The sequence below is a fragment of the Bombilactobacillus sp. ESL1187 genome (assembly GCF_058107155.1).
Genome location: NZ_JBYLTZ010000001.1, coordinates 1101221 through 1120106 on the forward strand (window position 1 = coordinate 1101221; position 18886 = coordinate 1120106).

Genomic DNA, 18886 nt, shown 5'->3' on the forward strand with positions numbered 1-18886 from the left:
TATATGTCATTATTTAATAAGCAACATTCTAATAAACAATCGGATTCTAATCAGCCGCAAGAACAACAAATGGCTAATAATCAACAACCTAATCCGAATATGATGCCAAATCAGGCGATGAATAATAACAATTATGGTGGCGCTAGTCAGCAGACACAGCAAATGCCCGTCCAAGACCCCAATATGGCGTTAAACCAGCAAACACAACAAATGCCGGTCCAAAACCCGAATAACGTAGCTTTGAATCAACAAACGCAGCAGATGCCAGTGCAAGATCCCAACGCGGCGTTGAATCAGCAAACACAACAAATGCCCGTCCAGGACCCGAATGCTTCCATGGGCCAACCGACTCAGCAGATGCCAGTTCAAAATCCGCCGGCCAATGATCAAAACGCGGCTAACGCCAATAATTCGGGTTATTTTCAAGATGTTGCTGAATATCCCGTGCAAAATCCTGCGCCTCAGAATAATGATACCAATTTATATCACTCCAGTAATTTTAATAAGCCCAATGTGACAGTTAATGAAGTCACTGAAAAAACGGCTTCGAAGAATACCGGTTGGGATCAGTGGCGTCAAACTGAAGAACAATTAACCAATCTCAAGTCTGAACAACAAGAATTGAAGCACGTATTGAAGGGGCAATTACTGAGCAGTCGGACTTTTTATCATCAAACGCTTCAAAGAAAGCAAGAGAGTGACGACCCATATGCTCAAAATGTTAATTACGACTTGCAACAAATTCAACAAATTAATGATTCTTTGAAACGCTGGTTTGGAACCGATGCTATTTCTGGTGAGGTTATGTTTGAAAAAGGACAACAGTATTTAGTTTTAGAAGAACGTTTGGCCCAACCGGATGATGAAAGTACTGATGATTTAGCTAATTTGAATTTTTATTTAGATTCATTTCATGTGTTGCCTAATTTAGTGACATTAAACTTTGATGAAGAATTAGCGGCCAATTGGCAAGATAACCTGGACGCAGGGGTTGTTAATCCCGAATCACAATTATTAAACTTGTACCAATATTTTCAAACTGAAGCAGACGCCAAAGCCAATGTGAAGCGTTCTGGGATGGGCATTGAAATTAGCCCTCATGCACGTGTAGAAACGGACTCGCAACAAAATATTGATCGCATTTATGAGCGAGATAGTTTAGTGATGAAGGTGGTCAAGGATGAAGACGGGCAACCAGCTAATATCTACCACTACTATAACGGTCAATTGTTAAGCTTAGACTATTTAAATGAAGCAGGAATTAATCTGGTAACAGAGTTTTTTGATAGTCGGGCGAAAGATCAATTGTTGCGTAAGAATTTTTATCGTTTAGATGGCACGTTGGCGGTGATTTTGAATTATCAAGAATCCCAACCGCGGGTTCAGGTCTTCAATCATAATAATTCTTTAGTCCAAGCTTTTGAAACGGAGCAAGATTTTGCAGCTTGGTGGCTGGTCAATAAGGTCTTAAATGATAAGACGACGATTATTGTTCCCCTGAGCTCACCGGTTTGCATGATTCTGCTAGAATATCCGGATGCTAATTATCAAGTAATGCCTTATATTGATGATTTTAAACAGCAACAAACTGAAGTTTCACAGTTATTGCCATTGACGGAACGCTTGAGTGCTGGAATTTTAGTTAAATCGGCTGATGATCAAAAACGTTTAAGTGAATTGACGCAAGGGCAAGTTAATGTTTCCATTGTGAATGCGGATGATGAACAGTAAGAATACTAAATTATAATTTATAAAAGCTGAGACAAGGCGATTAATGAAGCAGCATTAGTTGGTCATTAATTCGAAAGTCGCCAGCTTTTTTTTGCTGTTGCAATCCATGCTAAAATATAAAGTGATATCTATTTTGTTAAATAAGTTAGGAAAGGATCTTTTGATTAATGCGCAAGCAGCAAATTGATAGTCTGGATGCAATGAAAATCTTAGCTGCTTTAGCAGTAGTTAGCATTCATACGGGCTTTGTTAATGTTTTAGACCGCTTGAGTCACAGTCATTTTTTTACTTTGACAGTTCGGATGGCTGTGCCATTATTTTTTATTGCTGCAAGTTTTTTATTGGCGCGTCATATTAATGTCCATCATGATCGTTTGCCAGCTTTAAAAAATTATACGGTGCGGATTGGTAAGTTGTATATTTTTTGGTTAATCTTATACGGGTATTATATTGGGCGTGATGCGTGGGATAGCTTTCGCATATATGGTTGGAATTTGCCACGTTTTTTATATACTTGTGGTCAATGGTTACTGGTGGGTCCTTGGACCATGTTAGTAGGCTGGTATTTAAATGCACTCTTATTTGGAGTTTGGTTTGTTTATTGGTGGGGACGTAAAAGACCTAAATTGGGTTTTAGCATTGCCTTAATTATTTTTTTGACGATTGTGTTCTTTAGTGCCTATGTACCTGTGAACACCGGTATTTTAATCGCTTGCACACTTTTTGTCGGTCCGATTTATGTTTATTTGGGCCAATTTATTGCCCATTTAACGACTTTGCCAAGTTGGAAAATCTTGGGCACGACGTTGGTTGCCGCGCTTATCATAGCTTACTGTGAGTTACATTTTGTCTTACAAGGACATGGTCACAGTGATCAATTAGTGAGCTACTTATTGTTAGCTCCCGTGTTATTTATGATAACTTTGAAAATACCGCTCCATTTTCCACATGCTAAATGGTGGCGCAATTTAAGTACGGTGATGTATTTTAGTCATTACTTATTAATGAAAATTGGTTACAATTTTTTGTATTATCAAATTCATAGTACAACGTTACGTTATGGCTTAGTCGTTATTGCAGCTGTGCTTTGTTACTTGTTGATACTTGGTTTACAGCACACGCGGTTGCGGTTTTTGGTCAAGTGGTCTTATTGACACTAGTTTACTGAAAACATATAATATCTTGTGAGAATGTAAACCTAATAAAAGGGGTATTGCGATTATGGCAAAATTAGTATTTATTCGTCATGGCCAAAGCCAATGGAACTTATCAAATCAATTCACTGGCTGGGTTGATGTGGATTTAAGTGAAGAAGGCGTTGAACAAGCTAAAAATGCGGGTCGGTTATTGAAGGCTGAAGGCATTGAGTTTGATCAAGCTTATACTTCTGTTTTGACGCGGGCTATTAAGACGTTGCACTATGCATTGGAAGAAGCCGGTCAATTATGGATTCCAGAAGAAAAATCTTGGCGTTTGAATGAACGTCATTATGGTGCTTTACAAGGATTAAACAAGCAAGAAACAGCTGATAAATATGGTGATGAACAAGTCCATATTTGGCGGCGTTCTTACGATACTTTACCACCATTATTGGATGCTAGTGATGAAGGTTCTGCAGCACAAGATCGGCGTTATGCTGACTTAGATCCACGGGCTATTCCTGGTGGCGAAAACTTAAAGGTTACTTTGGAACGGGTTATTCCATTCTGGCAAGATAAGATTGCGCCGAAGTTGTTAGACAACAAGAATGTGATTATTGCTGCTCATGGTAACTCTTTGCGGGCTTTGACTAAGTATATTGAAGACATTTCTGATGAAGACATCATGGATGTTGAAATGGCTACTGGTCAACCTGTAGTTTATGATTTAGATGATCAATTAAATATCATTAGCAAGACTAAATTAGGCTAGAAATCAGTAATTTTAAGAGAAACTTCCTTAAATGGGAGGTTTCTTTTTTTGTTGTGAAATTTAAAGTTAAGTACTATTTATTTTTGTGAATAAAGGAAAGTCTAATGAGTAAAGTTGTCTTATATCATGCAACCGATAATTCTAGTAAGGACAAAATATTAATTAATGGTTTTAATATTAAAAAAATTAATTGGAATTATCTTTATGGAAATACATATCGTAAATACTTGAAATAGCCAGGCAGTTTAGGATATGGCATTTATGGTTTTTATAATGATAAGAATTTAGCAAGAAATTATTGGGATAGCTTACAAAATAGTAAAAATTGCTCAATTTTAAAACTTGAGGTTGATATAGATGAGGATAAATGTTTAAACTTTGTCGATGATTTAAATGATATGAGGGCTTTTAGAGAATTTTTGATGAATCCCAAAACGCAATTAATCATAGGTCAATTGAATAACAAGTATAAAAATAAGATTACTCAGCATGAATTAGATGGAGCTTTGTTAGAGTACTTTATACAAAGTAATAAAGAGTATATTTGTATTGACTATGTTTGTTGTGCTACAACAACTAACTTATATCAGACGATTCATAGTTATATTCCTAATTGGATAGAGTATTGTATTCGAAATAAAAACAGCATTTATAATGTTGAAGAAATATCATTTGAGGAGGATTGAGAACATGGCTAAATATTTAAAGGGCTATGATGCCTTACTAAAACATAATGATGAAATAGCGGAACAATTAACAGTTGAAGATTTGACCAATTTCATAGAAATGACGTCGGATCATGGTAAATATGAGTACTCTGCTGAATTATATTTGTCAGATATGGTGGCTAATGAAAATTTTAAGTCTTTGTCTTCTGAATTTAATGAATGTGATTTATTGAAACATCAAAATGACAGTGAAATCAATGATTTGACAAGGAAGCGGTGTGAATAAATTGTCCAATTCTGAACCGATTATTAGTTTTAAAAATTATAAAATTCATAGAATAGATTATCAAGTGATCGATCAACAGCAGTATAAAAAGGAGTTTGGGAAAGCCAACGTTAGGGTTGGGTTAGGTATAGGTAACAAAATCAAAGAGCATACAGGTGTTGTTCAAATTAAAGTTACTTTTGGTAATCATAGTGATGAAGAACTTTATCGAAAATGTTATTTAGAAGTTGAGGCTTTTTTTTTGAAGTTAGTGAGGAGCTAAAAGAAATAGAAAAAATAAAAAAATATCTAGCTGTTAATTGATCTGCGATGCTTTATCCGTATGTTGGAATGATCGTGTCAATGATTACGGCTTTGAATGATTCTAAGGTTAAACTGTTGCCAACGCTTAACTTTATGGATGCTTTTAAGGAATGGCATGAGTAGTTTTTTCAATTAATTTAAAAATAACGTTTCTGCAGAAGCTGCTCACAAGTGAAAATTGTGAACATTTTTTGTACTGTTATTTTGGATAAGATTATAGGGGATTATTTTAGTTTTTGGATAATAATTTAAAGTTATTATAATTAACTGTCAACGTATAGAAAGAATCACGCGTAATTAATGGTTCTAGACTTAACTATTTGGCTAGATCTGCTACAATGATAGGTAATTAAGGATTTGGAGGAGAGACATTATGATTGAAGCAGTAAGTTTACGTGCTGGGATGACATTTATTCAAGATGGAAAATTAATCAAGGTAATGAAGGCTGATCATCATAAGCCAGGTAAGGGCAATACTGTAATGCGCTTGAAGCTTAAGGATTTGCGCAGTGGTTCAATTGTCGACACAACCATGCATCCAGATGTTAAATTGGAGCAAGCAGTTATTGATACAAAAGCGGCACAATACTTATACACGCAAGATGATGTAGCAGTGTTTATGGATTTGGAAACATATGATCAATATGAAGTTCCTTTGGCAATTATTTCCCAGGAAATGAAATTTTTAATGGAAAATATGGAAGTAAAAATTGATTTTTATGGTTCTGAGGTGGTTGGAATTAGTTTACCAACAACTGTTGTATTGACGGTGACGGACACGCAACCCTTAATTAAAGGAGCTACGGCAGCAGGTTCTAATAAGCCGGCAACAATGAATACAGGTTTGGTGGTCGCCGTTCCTGATTTTATTAATGTTGGTGAAAAACTGGAAATTAATACGCAAGACGGAAGTTATGTCAAACGTGCCAATAAGTAGACCAGATCAGCACTTCTTAGTAGCTGAAGATTGGTCCAGTTGGGGCAGTATGTCTTTGCAGGTAGCGACCACTGTCTTGCAAAATTTGGGAATACCTAGTGTCAGTTTACCAGTTAACCTTTTGGCAACGCATCCAGGACATGATGTGCAGGCGCCTAAATTAGATGTGAGTCAATGGCTCCAGCAAGTGCTAACTTATTGGGATCAAGTCGCGTTTAGTGGTTTGGCACTTGGTTATTTGGGTACGAAGCAATTAGTTACTATTTGGCAAAAATATTTAGCAAGACATCGCTTGCCGTTAGTCGTGCTTGATCCCGCAATGGCTGATCATGGTCAATTGTACGGTTTATTGAATCATGATTATGTGAAAGCGCAACGCCAGTTATTACCATTCGCTGATGTTTTGACCCCCAATTTCACAGAAGCGCAGCTGTTATTAAATACTACAATTACGACTCCAGACCAATTAGTTCAAGCATTGAAACAATTAACACAACAAATTAAAGGCAATCAAGTGGTGATTACCGGTGTTGCTAAGCGGGACAAGATTGGTTGTGCTTATCTTGTAGCAGGAAAATTACAATATTTAGCGTATCCGAAAGCTCATCATTCTGTGAGCGGTAGTGGTGATTTATTTACCAGTATTTTGGCTGGTTGTTTACTACAGCAAATGGATTGGTTATCAGCAGTGCAAACGGCAACACGATTAACGACGAAGGCAGTAACATTAACACCAATAGAGCAAAGTGATGTCCAAGTAGCGACAATCGCGGCCGATTTAGAACAATTGAGGATGAGAAAATGACATCAAAAACATTACGGAAAACGATTTTTACCGGTTTGTGTGCCGCAATTATTTTTATTGGAATTAGTCTGTTTCGAATTTATTTGCCAGCACCAACGGGGCGGCCCTTTATTCATTTTGGCAATACTTTTGCGGTTATTTCAGTCATGTTGCTAGGCTTTCGAGCAGGTGCGTTAGCTTCGATGATTGGTCTGGGACTATTTGATATTCTCAATGGTTATGCGGCAACATCGTGGTTAACCATTTTGGAAGCTTTGATTTTAGCCTTTGTCACTTCCTGGGTCTTTAAACGAGTACATTATGTAACTGACAAGCGGATCAGTAAGTTGTATGTAGTATCGTTTGCCGCGGGGGCTATTAAGTTGTTAACTTCTTGGTGTACGGGGATTATTGAAGGGTTAATGGTTGGAACGCAATTACACGTAGCGATGATTAATGCGTTTGTTAGTTTGCCAGCGACTTTGATTAATTCGCTTGCGACTTTTATCATAGTACCGTTAATTTATGTAGCATTGGAACGAACCTTATTGAAACGGATGAAAATATAATCATATGATTGAATTAGCTGATGGAACTAGAAGACGCCTTAAAAGTTCCGAAATGATTTTTTATTTGGGCTTTTCCATTATTTTAAATTCACTGGCCAATGGCTTAACAGTTGCTACTCATTTAGGTAGTGCTGTTTGGACGGCCTCAGCGGTTAATCTCGAAGGTCAGATTTCTTGGAGCTTAGGTACAATTTTGTTGGTTTACGCATTGCTAGTTCAGTGCTTAAATACTCTGATTAGTCAAAAATTAGATTTGACCATGTTTATCAGTAATATGTTGTTTGCACTGTGCTTTAGTTATCTCGTGCAATTTAGTAATCATTGGTTTACTTTATTGAAAGTTCCCCAATTACCATTAATTTGGCGCTTAATTCTCGATATTTTAGGTGTTTGCTTAATTGCCACGGCGGTGTCCGTATATCAACGTGTGAATGTGATGTTACATCCTAATGATGAATTTAGTTTTTTATTACGGTTTCATTTTTTTCACGGAAATGCCGCGTGGGGGCAAATTGTTAGTTATATTATTCCAGTATTAATTATGATTTATTGCTGGGTACGTTCAGGACAATTGCAGTCCGTGGGCATCGGAACTTTGTTCTCATTGTTTTGCCAAGGTTTTGTCATCGGCTGGGCTGATCACCACATTTTTAGCAAATTACAGCACCGTTTTACAACTAAGCCGACTGAATAAACTAACTGCAAAATGTTAGTGTAGTTGTCTATACCACTAATTTTTGCGTGCTAAAATTAGGACATGATGAGAAGTGAGAGTTTTGGCAATTAATTAGAGTTTTGATAACTTCTGAGACTTTTAGCCTTCCAAATTAATCATTAAAATAACTTGTGTCTTATGAACATTATGTTAAACTTAGCGCGAGTAAATTAAAGCATATCTGTAATTTCAGATAATTGATAAGGTGTAGTAGACGATGACAATACTTGACCACGGGACGCCGATTACATTAGCTGCCATGAAGCAGAATCAAATTTGGCGTACTCAACAACAAGCAACTCTGACAAAAAATTACCGTATGGATGTACTTTTAACAATTCGGTTGATAATTCCTGGCAATGTCAAGAATAATGAAGCTTTACGTAGAGTTTTTATTGCAGGTTTAAAAGAACTAGAATTAATTTGTTCCAAAGAACAACTGCCTATAATTTATTTTGAGAACTATTTACATCGACTGACAGGGCCAGAAGCTTTTTTGATTTTGTCAGAAAGCTCAGTGCTAATTAAACGGCGAATGGTTCGCTTTGAAGATCAATTTACTTTAGGCTGTTTATTTAAAATTGATATTTGGCCGTATGGTTCAGACAAGTGTTTATCACGGACCGATGTTGGTCGTAGACAACGACAGTGCTTAATTTGTTCGCAACCAGCTCAACAATGTTGTCGCGAGCAAAAGCATAGCTTAGAGCAATTAAAATTAGCAGTTGATCAGTGCTATTGGGCATATTTTGGTCAATAATTTTTAGTAAAAGTATAAGACTGAAGCAAGCAAAGTTAGTGTTCAAAAATGAACCATTTCGGCTTGTTGCAGTCTTATTTTAGTGGTGAAAATTATAGTGCTCAGCTTTTGTTCATCCGGTGGTGTAGTCCGTTATTTGGGACTTGAACCCCCTTCCAAAAAAGTGTAGTTTAAAATTAGTTAATTTTAATGCTGAACATTTTAGGAGATGCTTAGGATGTGGCTGACAACAAGTGACGGAATCCAGTTAAATTATCAAGTCCGTGGGCAGGGACCAGTTTTAGTCTTTGTTGCGGGTTATTCTGGAACGCAGTTAGAATGGCAACAAGAAGTCGATTTTTTTGTGCAACAACACTACCAAGTAGTGACGATTGATCAACGCAATCACGGTCAATCACAACGGACGCGGCATAATTTACGAATTGCTCGCTTGGCCGCCGATTTGGCGGAATTATTTGCGGCCTTGGACTTACATAATGCAGTTTTAATTAGTCATTCCATGGGCGCAGCCGTGATGTGGTGTTATGTTAGTTTGTTTGGAACGCAGCGCATAAAAGCGCTAGTTGATGTGGATGAATCCCCTAAAGCTTTGAATACGCCGCATTGGCAATACGGAGCTTTAGATCTAACTTGGGAAACTGTGCGGCAACAGCAACAGCGCATTTTACAAACGAAAATGACTTATCAACAAGTACCAACACCAATTTGGCAAGCATTGAAAGCACAACAGCAGGCGCATCCATTTGATCCAGAATTAAATGCTCCCTTATTAACTAATCACTTGTTGCAAGATTGGCGCGATGTGATTGCTACCTGTTTGTTACCGCAATTATTTTTAGGTAGTGTGCATTCGCCGATTTGGCACCCCGGTTATGTCGACTTATGCTTGCAGTTAGCTCCCAAAGGTTATGCCCAGATTTTTCAAAATTCGGGGCACTTACCGCATTTAGAAGAAGCGTCGCAGTTTAATCAGTGGGTATTAACGTTTTTGCAAACGGTAGTTTGAGAGTTATTGGTTCAAAAGCGGGTTTAGCTGTATAATAAAAGCTTACAGAGTTTGCTAATAAGTTAGCAATCAGAATCTAATGGTAAAGAATTTCAAAAGACAACTGATTGTTCTAGGTAATCCAAGAAGGGAAGATTGACATGAGTGATTTAGAATCCAAAATGAGTACAGCTGCATTGCAGTTAAAACCACAAGATATTTTTTTGTTTAATGCTCAAGCTAATCAAACACCAGGCATTGTGAATATGACAGTCGGGGAACCAGATTTTATTACGCCCCAGCATATTCGTGAAACGGCTAGTCAAGCAATTTTAAATGATAAGATGCACTATACAATTCCGGAAGGCAAACCTGAATTAACACAGGCAATTGCGGACTTTTTAAAGACCAAATATGATCTACAATATGATCCCAAAACACAAATTGTCACTACAATTGGTGTGACGGAAAGTGTTTATACCACTTTAACAGCGATATTAAATCCTGGTGATGAAGTAATTTTACCGACACCTTGTTTTACTATTTATGAACCGGATATCTTATTAAACCAAGCAAAACCAGTTTATTTAGATACTTCACAAACTGATTTTCGGATTGATCCTCAAGTTTTATTAACGTTGTTACAACAACATCCGAAAGCTAAGGCTATTATTTTGAATTATCCGAATAACCCGACAGGGGTAACCTATGATCAACAGCAGCTACAAGCGTTAGCTGATGTGTTACGGCAATTTGAAATTTTTGTTTTGAGTGACGAAATTTATAGTGAACTATCTTATGATGTTCAACACGTTAGTTTAGCGAAGTTTTTACCGGAACAAACAATTTTAATGAACGGTTTATCTAAATCGCATGCGATGACTGGTTGGCGCGTGGGCTATGTTTGTGGTCCCCAAAAAATTATGGCTCATTTATTACATGTGCATGAATTAGTCACTACTTCCATTCCAGAAGTTAGTCAGGATGCGGCCATTGCGGCCTTGACAGCTGGTCAAGATGATACAAAAGCTATGAAAGTGGAATATCAAAAACGGCGAGATTATTTATACCAACATTTAACACAGTTAGGTTTTCAAACTTCTAAACCGCAGGGAGCTTTTTACCTGTTTATTAAATTGCCAGCCAGTTTGCCGCAAGATGACGTCCTAGTGGCGCAAGAACTGATTGCACAAGAAAAGTTGGCTTTATTACCAGGCAGTTTCTTTGGTTTAGGAGGTGCTGGTTATTTGCGGATTAGTTATGCTGCCAGCATGGAAAAAATTAAAACGACGGTCACGCGTTTAGCTGATTACTTGAAGAAAAAGGAAGGTTCTATTGCTTGATGGGTGCAACTTTCCAATCATGGATGACTAAAGTTTTAAAATTGGTTTTAATTGGCTTTAGTGGCTTGATGGTTGTCGGAGCCATTTTAAATAGTTGGACGCTGTTAAAAGAACAGGTAGGTACAGATCGGTGGCTATTGGTAGTAAGTTGGTGTTTACTACTAGGCTTAATCACAGTTTGCACCTGGTTATTAGTCAAAATTCCCGATCAACCAATTAACAATTTAGCGGTGGTCACACTTTTATTAATTATTTTTGCGGGGCTTTTTTTAGCTTGGATTTATCAAACACCAACTAAACAATTTAGTGACTATCATAAATTTTGGAAATTGGGCGCTCAAGCAGTTCACGGACATCCGATTTATCATACTGATAACAGTTATTTTTCTAAGTGGGCTTATCAAACCGGTTTTTTAGTTTACGTAATGGGTTTTATTAAATTATTTGGTGTTAATTTGCGACTGTTTCAATGGTTCACGGTCGTACAACAAGTTGTGGTGCTAGCTCTAACTTATGTGTTGGCACAAAAGTTATTCCACCAAGTAACAATTAGTCGCCTTAGTGTATTTTTTATTGGGATTAATCTGGAATGGTGGGCACTGAACAATCGGGTGACCAGCCAATATTTGGCGTTAATCTTTTTCTTGTTGACCTTTATTCTGCTAATTGATGCTAGACCGTTTCACTGGTTAGCAGCGGGAATTTGCTTAGCACTCGGCAATGTCTTACGGCCCTTAGGGATCGTTTTTGTGGCTGGAATTATCGTATTTTGGCTTATTTATCGGTTGTGGACAGTACCAAGCAACTGGAAATTTTCAATAGCTCAGCTATTGGGTTTAGTCGCAGTTTATTTTTTGCTACTGGCTAGTTTGGGCTCCGCCATTAAATTATCTGGTTTAAACGCGTACGGATTAAGTAATCGAGATAGTGAATGGAAATTTGTCATGGGCTTAAATTATCCGACCGCTGGCGCTTACTCAAATGAAGTACGGCACCAGTTTAATTTACATGATAGCCGGCAAGTGATGTTACACAAAGAAAAAAATGTCACCCAGCAGCATATTCGTTATTTGAACAAGCATCACCTCTGGCTGAAATTATTTGTAAAGAAATTTTTTGTTCTATGGTCTAATCCGTCTAACACGCTGTCTTTTTCCCTTTTTGACCAAAATCATACGCCACGACATACTTGGTGGGTAACGATTATTGCTTACGGGATTAGTGTGATTGAGATGGGATTAGTGTTGCTGGGAGCTGTGGTATTGTGGTTGAAGCAGTCCAGTAATTCAAAGTTTAATCTCTTATTACTGGTGTTATTTGCCTACGTTTGCGCGCAACTAATCATCGAAGTGCAAGGGCGTTATCGCTTAGAGTTCGTGCCGATATTAGCGATCATTGCCAGTGTGGGTGTTAATCAGTTTTGGATGGGGATAAAAGAGTCGAGGTGCGGTCAGTGAGCACAAATAAATTAAGTATTGTGGTGCCCTGTTTTAATGAACAGGCGGTTTTGCCGCAATCCATTCCGGTTTTAAAACAAGTCTTACAAAAGCTGATTGTTCAACACCAAATTGCGACTGATAGTCAAATCGTTTTGGTAGATGATGGTAGTAAAGATCAAACTTGGTCGTTAATTGAACAATATAGTACTGAGGATCAAAATGTCACCGGAGTTAAGCTCAGCCGTAATTTTGGGCACCAAGGTGCGCTACTAGCTGGCTTAAGTACTGTGGTGCATGATTCCGCTATGGTAGTGTCGATTGATTCGGATTTACAAGATGACCCCCAAGCCATCATTGAAATGGTAGGCAAGTATCATCAAGGCTACGAAGTAGTTTATGGTGTACGCAATAATCGCGCTACTGATAGTGCGTTTAAACGTTCAACGGCCGAACTATTTTATCGAGTGATGAGTGTTTTAGGAGTTAAAATGATTCCGGATGCGGCAGATTTTCGATTAATGAGCCAACGAGCTGTTCAAGTACTATTAGATTATCCCGAACGCAATTTGTTTTTACGGGGATTGGTACCATTAGTCGGTTTTCAGAGTGCTAAAGTCTATTACCGACGGGCAGCGCGTGTCGCAGGGGAATCCAAGTATCCGTTAAGTAAAATGTTGAAGTTAGCTATTGATGGCATTACTTCCTTTTCAATTGCGCCGATTAAATTAATCATGGGTCTAGGCTTTTTTATTGTGCTAGTAGCCTTGTTATTATTACTGTATACTATTGTGCAGAAAATACGGGGCGCCGTAGTATCTGGCTGGTCGTCGTTAATGATTTCAATCTGGGCGTTAGGTGGTGTGCAACTGATCTGCATTAGTGTGATTGGTGAATATGTGGGGAAAATTTTTCAAGAAGTAAAACAACGACCGCGTTTTACAATTGAGAAAGATTTGTACCATGCTAAAGAATCAGCTAACACAAAAGTAAAAAATTAGGGTCAATTTTCTAGTTAAAATTAGCTATAATGAAAGATAAATACTTGCTAAAGGAGTGAGGTTCGTGACTAAAAATATTATTGATGAATTAACTTGGCGCGGTGCCATTAATCAACAAACTGATGCAGAAGGTTTAAAGTCTTATGTTCAAGATCATCAGATTGCACTATATTGTGGGGTTGATCCGACCGGTGATTCGTTACATGTGGGTCATTTAGTAACTTTTATGATTTTAAAGAGATTTCAATTATTAGGTCATAAACCAGTGATCGTTATTGGCGGAGCAACGGGTTCAATTGGCGATCCGTCGGGTAAAAAATCTGAACGTGTTCTACAAACAATGGAGCAAGTGCAAAAGAACCAAGCGGCTTTAACTAAGCAGATGGTGGCTTTATTTGGAACTGATAACTTTGAAATTGTTAACAACTATGATTGGTTGTCAAAAATTGATTTACTCACCTTTTTACGAGATTACGGCAAATTATTTAATGTCAATACAATGTTGAATAAAGAGATTGTCTCTTCGCGCTTACAAGTAGGGATTTCTTATACTGAATTTACTTATCAAATTTTACAGGCGATTGACTTCTTAACGCTTTATCGCCAACATCAAGTTCGCTTGCAAATTGGTGGCGGTGATCAATGGGGCAATATTACTGCGGGCATTGATTTGATTCACCGAGTTGAAGGCAATGATACGCAAGTCTTTGGCTTAACTATTCCGCTCTTACTGAAAGCCGATGGGACTAAATTTGGTAAAACGGAAGGGGGCGCAGTCTGGTTAGATCCGAAGAAAACTAGCCCGTACGAATTTTACCAATTTTGGTTTAACACTGATGATCGAGATGTGATTAAGTACTTGAAGTACTTTACTTTCTTAGATCAAGACCAAATTTCGCAATTAGAACAACAAATGCATTCAGCTCCGGAAAAACGGGAAGCCCAACGCGTATTAGCTCAAGAAGTTACCCGCTTTGTGCACGGTCAAGCGGCTGTTGATGAAGCAGAAAAAATTTCAGCTGCCTTGTTTAGTGGAGATTTACTTGCTTTATCTGCGCAAGAAATTGAACAAGGTTTTAGCTCGGTGCCATCAGTGAGTGTTACTGGTCAAATTAGTAACTTGGTGGAATTTTTGGTTGATCAAACCCAAATTGAACCTTCAAGACGTCAAGCTCGTGAAGATATTCAAAACGGAGCAATTTATGTTAATGGTCAACGTCAACAAGACGTTAACTATGAATTAGATCCAACCCAGGCGTTTGATGGGCGATTTGTGATTATTCGTAAAGGTAAAAAGAAGTACACTTTGGTTCGCATCCAAGGGTAGTTAGAAAGAATAGGTAAAAAAGATTGCGACTTCCCCAAAATATTTATGAAATTAAGCGTCAAGCCCGTCTCAATTTAGCGAAACATCCGCGCAGTTGGTTGTATTTAGGATTAGTACCAACTCTAGTATTAATATTGATTATTTATTTAATTTTTTGTTTAGCCGTAAAAATAACTAATCAATTACCTAGTGGGTTAGATTCACAGCAATTATATCGTGTTGTGCAGCAGTTCGTTAGTGCCAGCCCTAAATTATTATGGTATAGCCTTGAAGCACAATTAGCTTACGCTTTAGTAGCGATTGGCACTCAGTTCGCAGCTTTAAATTGGACGCGTGGTCTGAATTATAAAGGCGGCGTATCGCAAAGTTTACAAGTCTTTTCGGGAGTGTATTTCTTTCGCGTTTTGTTTTTATGGTTGATTTGCTATGGCATTTTTGAATTAGGTTTGCAACTATTATGGATTTTCGGGCTTTATTTTAGTTATGGTTTACGTATGGTTTACTTTATCCTGAAAGATCTTTCTCAAGTTCAAAAACTATCTTGGACCCAGACTTTGAAAACTCTTTGGTTTAGTTGGCAAATGATGCGGGGCAATAAATGGCGGTTATTTATGTTGGATCTGAGCTTTTTAGGCTGGGATATACTGAATGGTTTAACTTTCGGGTTGACTAACTTATATGTAGCACCTTATAAAGCAGCTAGTTATGCCGCCTTTTATCAAGATATTTTGGCTGTTCGCATGAAATCTCAATTTTAGCTGAATAATAAGTAACAAAAAACAATACCAGAAAGGACCATTAGTCTGAACTGGTATTGTTTTTTTTGTGTTCATTGTAATTTGAAGAAATACTTAATTGGTAAGCAACCTTACTCATGCTTCATCAACTGGTTCGACAAAAATGTAATTAGCTAATTTTTGACTTAAAGAAATCTTTTGTTGCTCATCAGTAATGATTAAAACTGAGTGATCAAAGCTGGAGTGTTCCGTAACGGTAATGACTTGGTTTAATTTTAAGCCTAAGCTAGCAAAATGTGCCAAAAAGTCGCGGTTATCAAAAATCCGCACGATTTTAACGGGCAGATTAGGTTTCACCTGACTTAAAATGAGATCATCGGCATCGGTTTCGCCTTGACCATTGCCCGGAATGATACCGCCGTGTGGACACTTTTGCGGAAAGTTCAAATAACGATTTAAAGCAGCCGTCATTTGGGCATCAGTCGCATGTTCTAAAGCATCGGCCTCCGGATGAACTTCCACTAATGGATAGTGTAATTTGTCAGCTAAAAAGACTTCCCAAAGTCGATGTTTCTGGACTAACTTTTCTGCTAAAGCTTGACCTTTGGCAGTTAAGGCAATGGAATTATATGGCGTGTGCTCGATAAAACCATTTTGACTGAGGGTCAAGAGCATTTCAGTAACGGATGGGGCACTAACATTCATCATGGCTGCCAAGCGCTTATTCGTAACTTTTTGTGCGCTTTGCTGTAATTCAAAAATGTTTTTTAAATAATTTTCTTGACTGGGTGACAAATTCTTGCTACCCCCTATAATTTAGGATACTATGCTCATTATAAAGTGTTCGTAAAAAACGTGCAATTTAATTTTAAAAATCGAGGCGAATAGTTGATGAAGACCCGGAAGTTTGATTTCTTTAGTCTAATTATTGGAATATTTTCTTTGTATGTTGGCTACTTGATTATGAGCCATCCTCTGACCGGCTTATTGTCCATCATTGTCGTAGTTGGTATTTTTGCGTTCGTGCGTGGCGTTTATCAATTATGGTTAAGCTACCGCTTGAGGAAAGTGACAAAACGGCAGACGGGGTGGTTAATTTTTGCAGCCATTGTAGATATCATTTTGGGCATTATCTTCTTATTCAATTTACCATTGGCAGTTTCTACTTTAATTTATATTTTTGCCATTTGGTTTATTGTTGATGGTCTGGCAGAAATTAGTATTGCGCCTTTATACCATACTATGGGCAAAAGTTATCATTGGCTAATTATTGGGCTGGCAATTTTGAGTATCGTTGCGGGCGTCAGCTTATTATTTCGTCCAATGTTAGCTGCCATATTGATCGTGGCGTTGGCGGCAACTTATTTCTTTGTCGCTGGTATATTAGAAATCGTGGAAGCTTTTTAAATTGTTAATGAGACTACCGACAGTTGACAATTCATAGTATAATTAATGCTGTCAATTTTGCTGTTTCAGCAAATCATTGATGGTACTACATATTAGTCAACAGAGGGGTAGTTATTAGCATGGATCTTTCATTAGTTATTGTGGCGTTGGCGGCTTTTTTGACACCAACGATTTTGGCGCGGTTCAAAGTTTCTTTGATACCGTCTAACATTGCGGAAATTATTGTTGGAGTGATTTTAGGCAAAAGTTGTTTGAATGTGATTCACATTAATTCTGTTTTAGATACGCTCGCTACTTTGGGAACCATCATGTTGTTGTTTTTAAGCGGGATGGAAATTGATTTTTCATTATTTAAAAAACCGGAACCGACCACCACTTTAGAAATTAAGCGGGCCCAAACAGCAGACAATGTCTCACCATTAAAAACGGCAGCCATCGCTTATGGCTCAACGTTAGTGGCTTGTATTGTTTTAGGAATTTTATTTGCCGTGGGTGGCTTGTTTAAGGACGTTTTCTTATCATCAATCTTATTTGCGACAGTTTCTCTAGGCGTCATGATTGGAATTTTAAAGGAAAACAATTTATTGGGTAATACTTATGGTCAAACGTTATTATTGTTTGGTGTCTTAGGAGAAATTATTCCCTTAATGGGATTGACGATTTTCTCAGCCATTAAAGGTGGCCATGGTACGACTTTGTGGTTATTGTCCTTAGTTTTTCTAGCGGCAGCTTTTTTGTTAGCACGTTTTCGGAATTTCTTTAAAAGTGTCATTAAGCTCAATAAATCGACGACACAACTAGATATGCGCTTTGCCTTTTTGGTAATTATTATTTTGGTAGTGCTTGCCATGTCGGTAGGGGCCGAAAATATTTTGGGGGCCTTTTTAGCAGGAATTGTGATCAAACTTTTGGAGCCACAGAAGGCCACGGAAGTGAAGTTGAATGCCATTGGTTATGGCTTTTTAATTCCCTTTTTCTTTATCTTAACGGGAGTTAAGCTGAATTTGATAACATTATTAAGTTCGAAAAAGACTTTAATTTTGATTCCACTATTATTAGTGGCCTTCTTAGTAGCTAAATTACCAGCTTATTGGAGCTTCAAACGTCTATTTTCTAAGTCGAATGCGATCGCGGGAACGTGGTTAGTGGAAACGACGATGACCCTAGTGATTTCCGGCGTAGCCATTGCCCAAGATATTCATGCTTTGACCAGTCAGCAAAGTGGCGCTTTTACTTTGGCGGCAATTATCACTTGTTTACTGGGACCGTTATTGTTTAAGAAATATTATCAACCCCAAGAACAAAAAGTGACGAAGACGAATGTGCATATTATTGGCACAACTGCGTTGGCAGTAGCCGCCGCTCAACAATTGCCGAAAGAATGGTATGAAGTGGCGCTTTATACCAACCATCAGGATAGTTATGACACATTTAAAGCTAGTTATGACATTACTTTACTGCCAGACTTAGATGTTTCCAAATTAATTGCCGCCAGCATTTTTGATACTGATATTTTGGTGATTTCACACATTCATTCAAATATTAATTTTCAATTAGCGTTAGCGGCTAAAAAATATGGTGTCCCGCGAGTCTTGGTTCGATTAGATAATCCAGATCCTGATAAATCTGGCACGATGGCCCAAGAATTGACGCAAGCGCATGTTGAGTTCTTCAATACCTTTGATGTGGGCGCAGGCGTTTTGCGTTCAGCCATTGAATCTTCACGAATTTTACCGTTAATTACTTCGAAGCATTCACGCATCTTTGAATTTAAATTGGTTAACCCTAATTTTGCTGGAACAACAGTGGCACAATTGCCGAAAGATGTGGTGGTCAGTCGCATTATTCGCAACGGCAAGCCGTTAATTCCACATGGCGAAACGTTGTTGCAGCAAAATGATCACTTAATTTTGACGGGACCATGGGAGTCGATTGTAAAATTACGGACGACTTTGGGTGAACAGAATTAAGGACACGGAGATAAAA

At 37.8% G+C, this 18886-nt stretch carries 19 protein-coding genes; 18 read left to right on the forward strand and 1 reads right to left on the reverse strand.

Annotation, left to right across the window (positions count from 1 at the left end):
• The first annotated feature begins 3 nt into the window (after positions 1 to 3).
• The 16 genes from AC3B5B_RS05160 (at position 4) to AC3B5B_RS05235 (ending at position 15514) form a co-directional block, all read left to right on the forward strand.
• On the forward strand, positions 4 to 1731 hold the full coding sequence (locus AC3B5B_RS05160) for a hypothetical protein (protein ID WP_489758109.1): 1728 nt from the start codon (positions 4 to 6) through the stop codon (positions 1729 to 1731).
• Between the two features lie 167 nt (positions 1732 to 1898).
• Positions 1899 to 2885, forward strand: coding sequence for an acyltransferase family protein (locus AC3B5B_RS05165; protein WP_489769508.1), 987 nt, complete (start codon positions 1899 to 1901; stop codon positions 2883 to 2885).
• A 67-nt stretch (positions 2886 to 2952) separates the two neighbouring features.
• Positions 2953 to 3642, forward strand: a complete 690-nt coding sequence (locus AC3B5B_RS05170; protein WP_489758111.1) for a 2,3-diphosphoglycerate-dependent phosphoglycerate mutase — start codon at positions 2953 to 2955, stop codon at positions 3640 to 3642.
• 690 nt (positions 3643 to 4332) lie between these two features.
• Positions 4333 to 4596 carry a hypothetical protein gene (locus AC3B5B_RS05175; protein ID WP_489769509.1) on the forward strand — a complete coding sequence of 88 codons (264 nt, stop codon included), beginning with the start codon at positions 4333 to 4335 and terminating at the stop codon, positions 4594 to 4596.
• Positions 4589 to 4858 (forward strand): hypothetical protein, encoded by a 270-nt coding sequence (locus tag AC3B5B_RS05180; protein ID WP_489769510.1) that lies wholly within the window; start codon positions 4589 to 4591, stop codon positions 4856 to 4858. The genes AC3B5B_RS05175 and AC3B5B_RS05180 overlap by 8 nt, the downstream gene beginning before the upstream one ends.
• A gap of 414 nt (positions 4859 to 5272) precedes the next feature.
• Complete coding sequence (gene efp / locus AC3B5B_RS05185) at positions 5273 to 5836, forward strand: elongation factor P (RefSeq protein ID WP_489758115.1); 564 nt, start codon at positions 5273 to 5275, stop codon at positions 5834 to 5836.
• Positions 5823 to 6641, forward strand: coding sequence for a PfkB family carbohydrate kinase (locus tag AC3B5B_RS05190; RefSeq protein ID WP_489769511.1), 819 nt, complete (start codon positions 5823 to 5825; stop codon positions 6639 to 6641). The genes efp and AC3B5B_RS05190 overlap by 14 nt, the downstream gene beginning before the upstream one ends.
• Positions 6638 to 7189: an ECF transporter S component gene (locus AC3B5B_RS05195; RefSeq protein WP_489758117.1), complete on the forward strand. Its 552-nt coding sequence runs from the start codon at positions 6638 to 6640 to the stop codon at positions 7187 to 7189. Before AC3B5B_RS05190 ends, AC3B5B_RS05195 begins: the two co-directional genes overlap by 4 nt.
• Before the next feature lie 4 nt (positions 7190 to 7193).
• The gene (locus tag AC3B5B_RS05200) at positions 7194 to 7883 is read left to right on the forward strand and encodes a DUF6198 family protein (protein WP_489769512.1); all 690 of its coding nucleotides are present in this window, start codon (positions 7194 to 7196) and stop codon (positions 7881 to 7883) included.
• A 238-nt stretch (positions 7884 to 8121) separates the two neighbouring features.
• Positions 8122 to 8664, forward strand: a complete 543-nt coding sequence (citX, locus tag AC3B5B_RS05205; RefSeq protein ID WP_489769513.1) for a citrate lyase holo-[acyl-carrier protein] synthase — start codon at positions 8122 to 8124, stop codon at positions 8662 to 8664.
• A gap of 217 nt (positions 8665 to 8881) precedes the next feature.
• Positions 8882 to 9670 carry an alpha/beta fold hydrolase gene (locus tag AC3B5B_RS05210; RefSeq protein WP_489769514.1) on the forward strand — a complete coding sequence of 263 codons (789 nt, stop codon included), beginning with the start codon at positions 8882 to 8884 and terminating at the stop codon, positions 9668 to 9670.
• Between the two features lie 140 nt (positions 9671 to 9810).
• Positions 9811 to 10992, forward strand: a complete 1182-nt coding sequence (locus tag AC3B5B_RS05215; RefSeq protein ID WP_489758121.1) for an aminotransferase class I/II-fold pyridoxal phosphate-dependent enzyme — start codon at positions 9811 to 9813, stop codon at positions 10990 to 10992.
• Entirely contained in the window at positions 10992 to 12449 is a 1458-nt protein-coding gene (locus AC3B5B_RS05220) for a hypothetical protein (RefSeq protein ID WP_489769515.1), read from the forward strand. Before AC3B5B_RS05215 ends, AC3B5B_RS05220 begins: the two co-directional genes overlap by 1 nt.
• The gene (locus tag AC3B5B_RS05225; RefSeq protein WP_489769516.1) at positions 12446 to 13429 is read left to right on the forward strand and encodes a glycosyltransferase family 2 protein; all 984 of its coding nucleotides are present in this window, start codon (positions 12446 to 12448) and stop codon (positions 13427 to 13429) included. The genes AC3B5B_RS05220 and AC3B5B_RS05225 overlap by 4 nt, the downstream gene beginning before the upstream one ends.
• Positions 13430 to 13493: 64 nt before the next feature.
• Positions 13494 to 14756: a tyrosine--tRNA ligase gene (gene tyrS / locus AC3B5B_RS05230; protein ID WP_489758124.1), complete on the forward strand. Its 1263-nt coding sequence runs from the start codon at positions 13494 to 13496 to the stop codon at positions 14754 to 14756.
• A 23-nt stretch (positions 14757 to 14779) separates the two neighbouring features.
• Complete coding sequence (locus tag AC3B5B_RS05235) at positions 14780 to 15514, forward strand: DUF975 family protein (protein ID WP_489758125.1); 735 nt, start codon at positions 14780 to 14782, stop codon at positions 15512 to 15514.
• A gap of 114 nt (positions 15515 to 15628) precedes the next feature.
• Here AC3B5B_RS05235 and AC3B5B_RS05240 read toward each other — a convergent pair whose 3' ends face one another.
• Positions 15629 to 16288, reverse strand: coding sequence for a metal-dependent transcriptional regulator (locus AC3B5B_RS05240; protein WP_489758126.1), 660 nt, complete (start codon positions 16286 to 16288; stop codon positions 15629 to 15631).
• A gap of 96 nt (positions 16289 to 16384) precedes the next feature.
• Between AC3B5B_RS05240 and AC3B5B_RS05245 the strand changes: the two genes are divergently transcribed.
• The gene (locus AC3B5B_RS05245) at positions 16385 to 16900 is read left to right on the forward strand and encodes an HdeD family acid-resistance protein (protein ID WP_489769517.1); all 516 of its coding nucleotides are present in this window, start codon (positions 16385 to 16387) and stop codon (positions 16898 to 16900) included.
• Between the two features lie 119 nt (positions 16901 to 17019).
• Complete coding sequence (locus AC3B5B_RS05250; RefSeq protein ID WP_489769518.1) at positions 17020 to 18870, forward strand: cation:proton antiporter domain-containing protein; 1851 nt, start codon at positions 17020 to 17022, stop codon at positions 18868 to 18870.
• Positions 18871 to 18886 lie beyond the last annotated feature (16 nt).